The organism is Spirillospora sp. NPDC047418, from assembly GCF_040643275.1.
GTDB lineage: Bacteria > Actinomycetota > Actinomycetes > Streptosporangiales > Streptosporangiaceae > Spirillospora.
In genome coordinates this window covers 35,525-44,318 of sequence record NZ_JBEYTW010000074.1, presented here as the reverse complement: position 1 = coordinate 44,318, position 8,794 = coordinate 35,525, and the positions used below count along the sequence as shown (strand labels likewise).

At 64.2% G+C, this 8,794-nt stretch carries 2 protein-coding genes; both read right to left on the bottom strand.

What is annotated here, in order from left to right; all coding sequences use genetic code 11:
• Positions 1 to 299 precede the first annotated feature (299 nt).
• The gene (locus ABZ806_RS33350) at positions 300 to 1,133 is read right to left on the bottom strand and encodes a hypothetical protein (protein WP_500221433.1); all 834 of its coding nucleotides are present in this window, start codon (positions 1,131 to 1,133) and stop codon (positions 300 to 302) included.
• A gap of 110 nt (positions 1,134 to 1,243) precedes the next feature.
• Positions 1,244 to 7,588: a hypothetical protein gene (locus tag ABZ806_RS33345; RefSeq protein WP_500221432.1), complete on the bottom strand. Its 6,345-nt coding sequence runs from the start codon at positions 7,586 to 7,588 to the stop codon at positions 1,244 to 1,246.
• Positions 7,589 to 8,794 lie beyond the last annotated feature (1,206 nt).

Genomic DNA, 8,794 nt, shown 5'->3' with positions numbered 1-8,794 from the left:
CGCGACAGTCGGGCCCAACGGCTGACCCGCCGCCGAAAGCCAAGAGCCGGTTGGGTCGCTCCGCGACCCAACCGACCTACGAAAAATCGAGGCTAACCAAGGAACCGCCGGCACCACGTGCGGGAGCAAGGTTGTGAATTAACCAGACCTCTGGTTGCGGCATGAGAGTGGTACGGTTTGCGACGGTATCGATCGCGTGCGCTGGTCTCGGCCCGGTATCTTTCTGATCAAGGCGGTGGATGCGCTGGGCCCGGTGTACACCGAGACCAGATGGTTCAGGTGGCCGTCGGGTCGGCTCGCTACTTTTGGCCGATGGCGCCATCCTCTGGTTTATTCTGAAGAGAAGCTAATGCCTGCATTTTTGCCGCAGCGACGACTCGGTCAGCAAGCTTCAGCCGTGCGCGGGCAAGCCGCCTCATTTGGCGTAGCGTCAACTCATCCCGTTGGTCAGCGGTGAGTGGAGCTTTTTGTTCGCTCTGTTGCTGTATTCGTCTGCGCTGGTGTGACGTTAGCCGTTCAGTCAGCTGCTCGTCAGCTCGGCCTGCGGCCTCGGCAATGCTCTCGAGCTGGTTTCTTTCCTGCTCTCCGAGTGCTGCCCCAGGCTGTTCAAGCCAGGCACGGATGTCGCTTGGGTCGGTGGCTGCGAGTGCAACCAGTCGCCAGAGTTCTTGCTCCTCCTCTATTGAGTCGAATGCTGCGGGGAGGGCCGTCAGCCAGGAGAGGTCCTGGTCTTGTTCCGGTACGCGTGCCCGTTGCCATTGATTGCGTTGCTCTAGGGCCGTGATGACGTGGTTTGCGGATTCCGGGGGCCAGCCTTGCGGCCAGTTCGATCGTTTCTCCCAGACGCGTAACACCAAGTCGGCACATGCCCTCGCCGCTTCTTCCCGGGTGGCGGCGTCAGTTGCCTCTTGGGTTTGGTGCATAAGTTCGGCAATGCGGAGGGACATCCATCGGGCGAGTAGAGGGGCGTCGTCGCCGCCGAGTTCAGCTATGATCCGCATTCCCAAGGCGGCGACATCGGGTCCTAGGATCTGCTCAGCTTCTTTCAGCCCAGGAGTCAGTTGCATGTCGCCTTTCGCGGGCTCGCCTTGGATGGACCGGTTCGCCATATCGGGTCCGTCGGTATCTCGCACGTCAGCATTGTCCTTCTGCTCTGTTCCTACTTCGCCATGAGTCCCGCTCCCGTTTCTGCCGCGCTGGGTTCCAGCGGGCGGACTCAAATTATGCTTCTGGGCGTTCTGGTTCAGAGAGTTCGATCGACTTCGACGCTGTCCACCCGCCCGTCGGCGTGGCGAGCGACATATCTTGCCCGTCGTTGGTCATCTTTTTCCTCCTGAATGCTGCTGCGGCCTGTGTTGTAGACGTGGGCATCTGTCGCCGATATGAGGCTGAGGCCGCGTTGGCCTAGATATGCCATTAGAAGGCTGCGGCTTACTGTCAGGCAGGAGCCGGAATAATCTTCATCTCCGTCGCGTTGTCCGCGTTTGTTTTCGTCCCCCCAGAGCGTCACTTGGGCACCGACCTTGCCTTCTGGATCGATAAATCGGGTGCCGGTGACATCACTGGACAGCCGCGCCCACTTTAGGAAGGCCGCGAAGGGAAAGCGCCAGGATCCGCTGATTCCGCCCGTCAGTGGGTCGTCGCGGTCCAGCCCTTCTCGGGCCGACTGGTCATCTGTGAGCCAGCCGAGAAGTTTGAGTTCGGGTTCGTCGAGCTCGTCGCCCCATGGTGGTCTGTCACCGGCTGTCGGTAGGTTCAGAGGCCGGGGACTGCTTGCTAAGGCGGCGAGCAGGGCATTGCTGGCGTCTGGCGTGCTGAGTGCACTGATTAGCCAGGCGTTGCACGCGTGACGGTCGGCGCGGGTGGTGATCGATGCGGAGACCACTATCATGCCGGGGTTGTCGTCGAGCTCCTCCAGCGCTCGGCATGCCTGCCGTGCGACAGCTGCACCGTCGAATCTTGATCGAGAGGTTCTCTCTGGCGCTTCCGTCGAGTTCGATGTGGTCTCGGGTTCTGACACTGGTCCCGTTTCGAGGACGTCGCTCTCTTGTAGCTTGCCCCAAGCGCCAAGGGTGAGAGCTATTGCCGGCAGCGGACTGCGGGCGTCAGCAAGCCAGTGGGTTCGCGAGCGGGGAAGATGATCCGCCAGCCAGTCCTCCCATGGATCGCTCGTCTCCGTCCAGTGCCTATGCACCAATGTGTTCTCGTCGATTAGCTCGCCGGCCACCATTTGGAGCGCGTGGTACTCCAGATACTTCCCCAGCGTCTCCACGATCGGCAGCGAGCCATGATCGGCACTAATGAGCCCCCAGGAGCGCTCGTGCTGGTGTGCACGCGGATCCTGCCACGTCTCCTCACGGCTGCGCCCCCACCGGTCGGTGATCCACGCGTCTGCCCGCGTCATAATGTCGGCCAAGTCCACACCGTGAAATACCTCGGCTAGCGGAATGAACCAGTACGGCACCACATCCATGGAGTCGAAATGGAAGCGTGTGTTGTAGTCGGCGAAGCGTGATCCGACCTGACGTGGCTCTTTGGACGTGCTGCATGCCTTCGGACGGTTGGTGAAGGCGAGGTCGTTTAGGGCACTCGCTGGCAGTGCTTCATGCTCTGATGTCGCGACATCCATTGCTACCTGGCGTGCCAACTCACGAATGGCAGCGTGCGGCTGACTCCGGTCCGCAGCCGCCGCGGCCAGCTCTGCGGCCAGCGGCGCGAGCACCGTTGGCCTGTCGCTGGCCACCCGGGCAAAGGCGATGAGCAACCAGTGGCGGGCGGAGAGCGGGAAGAATTCGAGCGTCGCTGACCGAAAACAGCGACTTGCGTCGCCGTCGGCACTGCCTTGTGCGCAACGCCATAGTGCAGCAGCCACAGCACGACCGTCACAACCATGGGTCAGCAGGAGCCGCACGGTATGTGCGGCTCGCCACCGCACCCGCCGGTCCGGGTGGCCAAGCAATGCCCACAACGCCGCCGAGAGGAGCGCAGCGGGCTCAGAGGGTGGCGTCGGCAAGGCCTGCCGCGCTGCCATCGCGTCGACCGGGGAGCTGATGGTGATCGCCGCGCTCGGGTTTATCGCACCAGCTAGGGGTGGAAACGATGGTGGAGACTTCAGAGCCCAGTCGACCACATGCGTTTTGACAGAGGCGGTCGGCAGAGTCTCCGCCAGAGTCGTCGCCAGAGTGTAAAGCTGGGCGGCGGTCAACTCATCAAGGTGTGAGGCCGCTGCCGGCAGCAGCCACTGAGAACGGACGGGATCGCCGCTCGGCAGCTGCAGCAGCTTGGTCGGATACGTGCGATGCCGATCCATGCCCGTCGTAAACAGGTTAAGCAGATGTCGCGTCACCCACTCCGGCAGGCGCTTGCGTGCCCAGTTCCAGACGCTCATGCTCGCACGCCACTCGTTGCACATCTCCGCCACGGCGGCCGCAACGCGGGTTGCTCTGGCGTCTCGCAGGCGGCGGTCGGCCAACTGCAATAGCGCCTCCAGAGCGTCAACACGCCCCGCGGGGCCGGCTCGGCGAGCCGCAGACGTCAGATAGGTAACCACTTCCTCGTCGGATACATAGGCTTCTGCGAGGGTACGAAGATCTTGTTCAGCACTCGCCAAGCTGGCGTCAGCGATCAGAGCGGCGACGTCCACCTGCCGCCCCTCACCGAGACTGCCCCAGCGTCGTGAGGTTTGCGTGTCTTGCTCATCCTGTTCAAGGACGGCGAGGCCGCGTACACGGGCCTGCAGCTTTTGCACGCACTCAATCTGACCCAGGCCCCACTCTTGTGCCGCTGCAACGAGCCGACGAGCCACGTCGGCCTGTCTGCGGGGAGTGAGATCGCGGATAACCCAGTCGGCGAGCGCGCCTAGGCAAACAATCGCCTGATCGCGGCCGGCTGGTACGCGGCCGAGCAGTGATTTGAGGATAGCGACTGCCGGAGAGACCGGGTCAGCGTACTGGTCGAGTAGTCGCAACATCCAGAAGGCGTCGATGGCGTCCAAGCTCCCGGTTGCGGCAAGGAGCGGAACTACGGTGCGAATACCGTCGGACAGGTCGACGTGTCCGTCGTCCTCCCACCTACAGGCCAGCGCGAGACCTGTCGGCCCGTCCAGGCGGGTCGCTACGGCGAGCGCAAGCCGGTGAGGCAAATGTTCTTGAGGATCCGGCACGAACGGTTCTGCGTCCTCGACCGCGTGGCCGAGCAGGCGCGCGATGCGTGCCCGATCCTCATCTGGTGGACCATCTGCTGGACTGTCGGGGATGCCGTCGGCAATCGTGAGCAAAGCCCGGAGCCGTAGAGCGATATCCGCATCGACGCCGCTGGCAGCGCGTACTGCGGCAGCGAACAGGTCTCCTGCGAGGTCGGCATCAACGGGCTGTGCCGCAGACGCCGCGTCGAGTAGCACATCTCGTCGTTCAGTTGCCGGGAAGGCTACCGTTTCCATGGCATCCCCGGCCCGCTGCAGCAACTGCAGTGCGACGTCCTCAGCAACGCTGCTTTCGAGGAGCGTGCGCCCCATCCGCACCCATGCGTATGCCGCCCCGTCGGCCAGCAACCTTCCGATGCTGTCCCCAACATTGGTCAGCGTGTCCTCAACCTGTGTCCGCATCGAGTCGACGGCGGCCCCCGCTGCTGCGCCACGGCCGCTGGAGTCCTCGGTGACAGCTTGCACAGCCGAGGCCAATGCCTCGACCGCCGCCACAAACCAGCTGCGATGTCGATCCCCGGCTCGGTAGAACCGGTCGGCCGTCTCACCCCCGAAGCCTTCCAGGGTGCTACACACGACCTGCACTACCGTCGCTGCCGCCTCGACCGTGTCGGTCCCGGATCGGCGCTTGGCAGCGGTAACCACACACTCCGCTCGTGCTGTCATCACTGGCAACAGCCGCCCGGCTATCTCCAGAAACTGCCGCCGCTCGGACTCGTTCTTGTCGTAGCTGCCTGCTGGATGATCTGCAGGTGGCCGCAACTGCTCAGGCAGGAGATCTTCATTGGTGAGGCTGCGGCCACTCAGGGCTGCATCGAGGCATGCCGCCCGCAGAGGGGCGAGCATCTGGCGGCTGCCGGTGTACTCGTCCACGTGCGACGGGATCGGCGGCGCGAACCGCGTCAGCAAGCGCCGCACTCTGGACTTTGACGCGCCGTGTCCTAGCGCCACCTCGCAGAACGAGACGCCCCACTCGGCTGGACGGGGCACCGGGCGACGCGGCATTCGATCCAGTCGGGCGGCGATCCCTTGCACCCATCGGGTAGGTAGCCTCTGCCCAGTGCGTGCGTATGTGACCGCAAACTGCGCCTGGACCCACGCACTGGCACGGACATCCGCCAGATCTCGTATGCATTGTGTGACCGGTAGGTGGCTAGGCGCGTACCGCGCCACGTGCCACGTCACCTCGTCCACGAACTTGGCTGGACGCCAACCGGCGGCCAGGCGATGGGCCCGATCCAGCCCGCCTAGTACGTAGGCGGCGTGCACACCGTAGGCGACGTCTTCCGGACCGAACTCCCCACGGCGACGGTCATCTGCGCGCGACCATGCCCTCAGCCACGCGCAAGCCAGGTCCAACTGCTCAGCCGCCTCTGTCGCCCGTTCCCCAGCCCACGCCAGCAGGGCCGCAGCCCGGAGATGAGCGCGGCCCCGCCACGCGCCTGACTCCTCCCGCAGGAGGACCTCGGCAACAGTGGCTGCGTCGGCGTGCAACACCGCCAACTCCGGGCGCTCACGTATCGTGTCAACCAGGCTCGAATCGGTGCGAGCGGCATCCCCAGCTGCCAGCAGAAGCCGCACTGCCTCCCCAGACAGGTCCTCTTCGCCGCGTCCGGCGACCGCTCGCAACGCCAGCGTCAACCTTGCCCGGAGGGCTCGGGCACGCGCCATACCATCCGTGATGGCCTCGGGGGCGCCGTCTTCAAGCGCAAGCTCAAGAAGTTCCCTGGACCGGCCGGCATTAAAGAGATGCTGGCCAACGAGCCGGGCTGCCTCCTCATCTACGTTCCGTCGGGCTAGAAAGTGCTGAGCGAACTGATCGTGTGCCTGACGCAGGTCACTTTCCGACAATTGGTCACGTATATGATGCTCGAAGTCTTCATCGGCGAAGCCGATCACATTCTCAGAAATGCGTAGCGCCGGAAACATGTCTTCGCACAGCTGTCGCACCTGGCCTTCGCTGACGCTTAGTACCCGGGCCAGCGTCAATGGCCGTGCCGGCCGTGCCATCGCGGCTAGGATGGCCATGTGGTGCTGGCGAACAGCGCGGTCATGCACAGTAGATAAAGCGCTGGCGAGTACCTCGTCAAAAATGGCTGTCAGGCCAGCATCCGCCCGCTCGATAACCCCTTCGAGGTTGGGCTCATCTGGTTCCGAAGACGTGTCCGTAGCCTGCGGCTGCTCCGCAACTCCCAGTGCGTACGCCTGAACGCGCGCTACGCCCTTGCTGGCCTCGTGGAAGGCAGCACAGTGGCCATCCAGTGCCTCCGGAAACACCGACCGCAGCATCACCGCACTGGCCGCGGCATCAAATGCGGGCAGCGTCACCTGAGCAATTCCTAGCTGTTCCGTTCCCACCAGCACATCCGCTCGGCGGGCACTGCGCGCTGTCATCAGCACCCGCACGTTGCCCGGCAGTTGCAGGTGCCATAGACCCCGCACAAACGCGGGGGCGCCGACCTGGTCAGCCGCGTAGACCGCGTTATCTGCAGCATCGACGGCGACAACGAGCAGGGCGCCTTCTGGCAGCCCGTCTGCGACGGCGGTGAGGGTTCGTTCGAGCCCTCGCCACAGTTCGCTGTGTACTACTGGCCCGTCCGGAACCACGACCGGCAGTACGCCGCCACGGACTGCTGTCTCGTTCGCGATCTGCACGACGGCCCGTTCACTGTGCCGGTCATTGGCGGGATTGAGGTACCGCCCGTTGGCGTAGCAGTCATACACCACAACGATTGATCCTGGTGACAACGCCTCTTCCAACGCCGTGAGCACCGTCGTCTTTCCAACACCCGGTCCACCGTGCGCGAGCAGCCTTCCGGTCGACGCCCCAGTCAAAGCAGATGCGAGGGCTCCAGGCTGAGTTGTCGGAACAAGCCGTGTGGGTTTCGACACGTGCGCGGGGTAAGGGAACAGCGATTGCTCGCCGCTGGCGCCGAGCGCCACGATGATGTCAGCGCGACGAAGCCCAGGGGTATCGGCAGTCCCCGGTAGCATCTGCTGGCGCATGAGTTCGATCAGCCCGACGACTCCGGGGCGGGTCGGACCGACGAGGAGAGTCGCTGCTTCCTGGTGCAGCGTCAACACCTGCAATGCCCGATTGTCAGCACCACAAGCAGACAAGTCCAGGACGCGCACAAAATCCGTGAACTGGCCGCTGGTCAATCCGGACGCTGTGCGCAGCGTCGATAGTGTCTTCCGATGAGGCTGGGCGAGCCGAGTAAAAGCACGACCTGCCTGGATACCTAGCGGTCTGCCCGCCAGCGCTTCCCGAGCTGCCGTCAGGGCGGCAAGCAGACTAGCGTCAGTTGGCTGGTTACTCACCAACGCAACACTGACCTTGCTCACCACCGTCGCCGGGTCCGAATCTTCCACTAGCCCTTTGAACATGTCAGCGAGCCGCCGCAGCGTAGACGCACCGCGGCCTTTGGCTTTCGCAGCCAGCCTGGCGGCCGTCCAAGCCCGGCCTGAGTGCTTCACGCTGTATTTTAGCTGGGTCAGGACCAGCCGCCTCGCGGTCGTCAGGGTGGTCCCGCCGTAGTACTCACTCAGATCGCAACCGAGGAAGCGGTCGTCATCGTCGCCCGCGTCAGATGGCGTCAGGCCTTCGAGTCTCAGCAGTTCCAGCTCGGAACCCGGCTGCAACAAGTGCAGCGCCCGGCGGGCTGCCCACAGGAGATGGAAGTCATCTCCAGCTCGGGACTCACGGACAGAAATGCGGCACTCCAGACAGGCAAGAAGACTCGACGCGCAAGAACGAGACAGGTTAAGCCCATCATGCCGTATCGCTTCGCTGTGCGCGTATCCAACAAGCCGAGTCCTGACAACGTGCCACCGGGCCGTGACAGGACAGGAGGGCACTGCGGTCCAGCGAGATCAGGCCAGACGGTACGTCGGTCATCCCGGCACTCCGCACCACGAGTTGCTTCACAAAACTTATTCGCTCATCGGCATGAGAGGGTGCTCAGTCCAGCATCGGATTGGGTCCCCGGTGGTCACCTGGAGAGGTAGTTGCGTACGGCGGTGATGCACGCGGTCCGGCGGGTCGCGTCGTGAGGGAAACGTCGGCTGCATTCGGCGCGGACCCAGGCTGGCGCCCGACGAGGGCGTGGTGGCTCGTGTGCTCGTGAATGGTGGCGGCGCGGCGCGCTGCGGTCCTGACTGTTCCTGCTCGGCGAGCGCAGCGATGGAGGGTGCTGCTCGTTGGAGGCGGCGCTGGTCTGTGCGGGTGCTTTTGGGGCAGATACCGATGGTTCGGCATCGTGGCGAGGCCGATGGGGGGTACGGCGGGCAGACTCCGGCCGCTTGGAGATGAGGGGCTGCGCGTCCGGTGACGGGCTTGATCGGTGCATTTCCTTCCCGGTGCCTGCCGTGTGGGAGGGACGTGGTGACCATGGGCCTGACGCGTTGCCGGGTTGGAGGATGGCGATGGTGCCGAGGGATGCCAGCACGGTGCTGATCAACGGTGCCATCCAGTGGCGTCGGGGGGAACGCCGACGGTTCCTGTGACGTGGGCGGACCCGCCATGGCTCGTCGGGCTCCGGTGGTACACGCGCGTGGGCTTCGGCGCCTGGGTCGTTGATCACCTCACTTGAC

Bases quoted from the DNA above. Each gene is read 5' to 3' on its own strand.
- ABZ806_RS33345 (WP_500221432.1), bottom strand. From the start codon at position 7,588: ATGTTCAAAGGGCTAGTGGAAGATTCGGACCCGGCGACGGTGGTGAGC.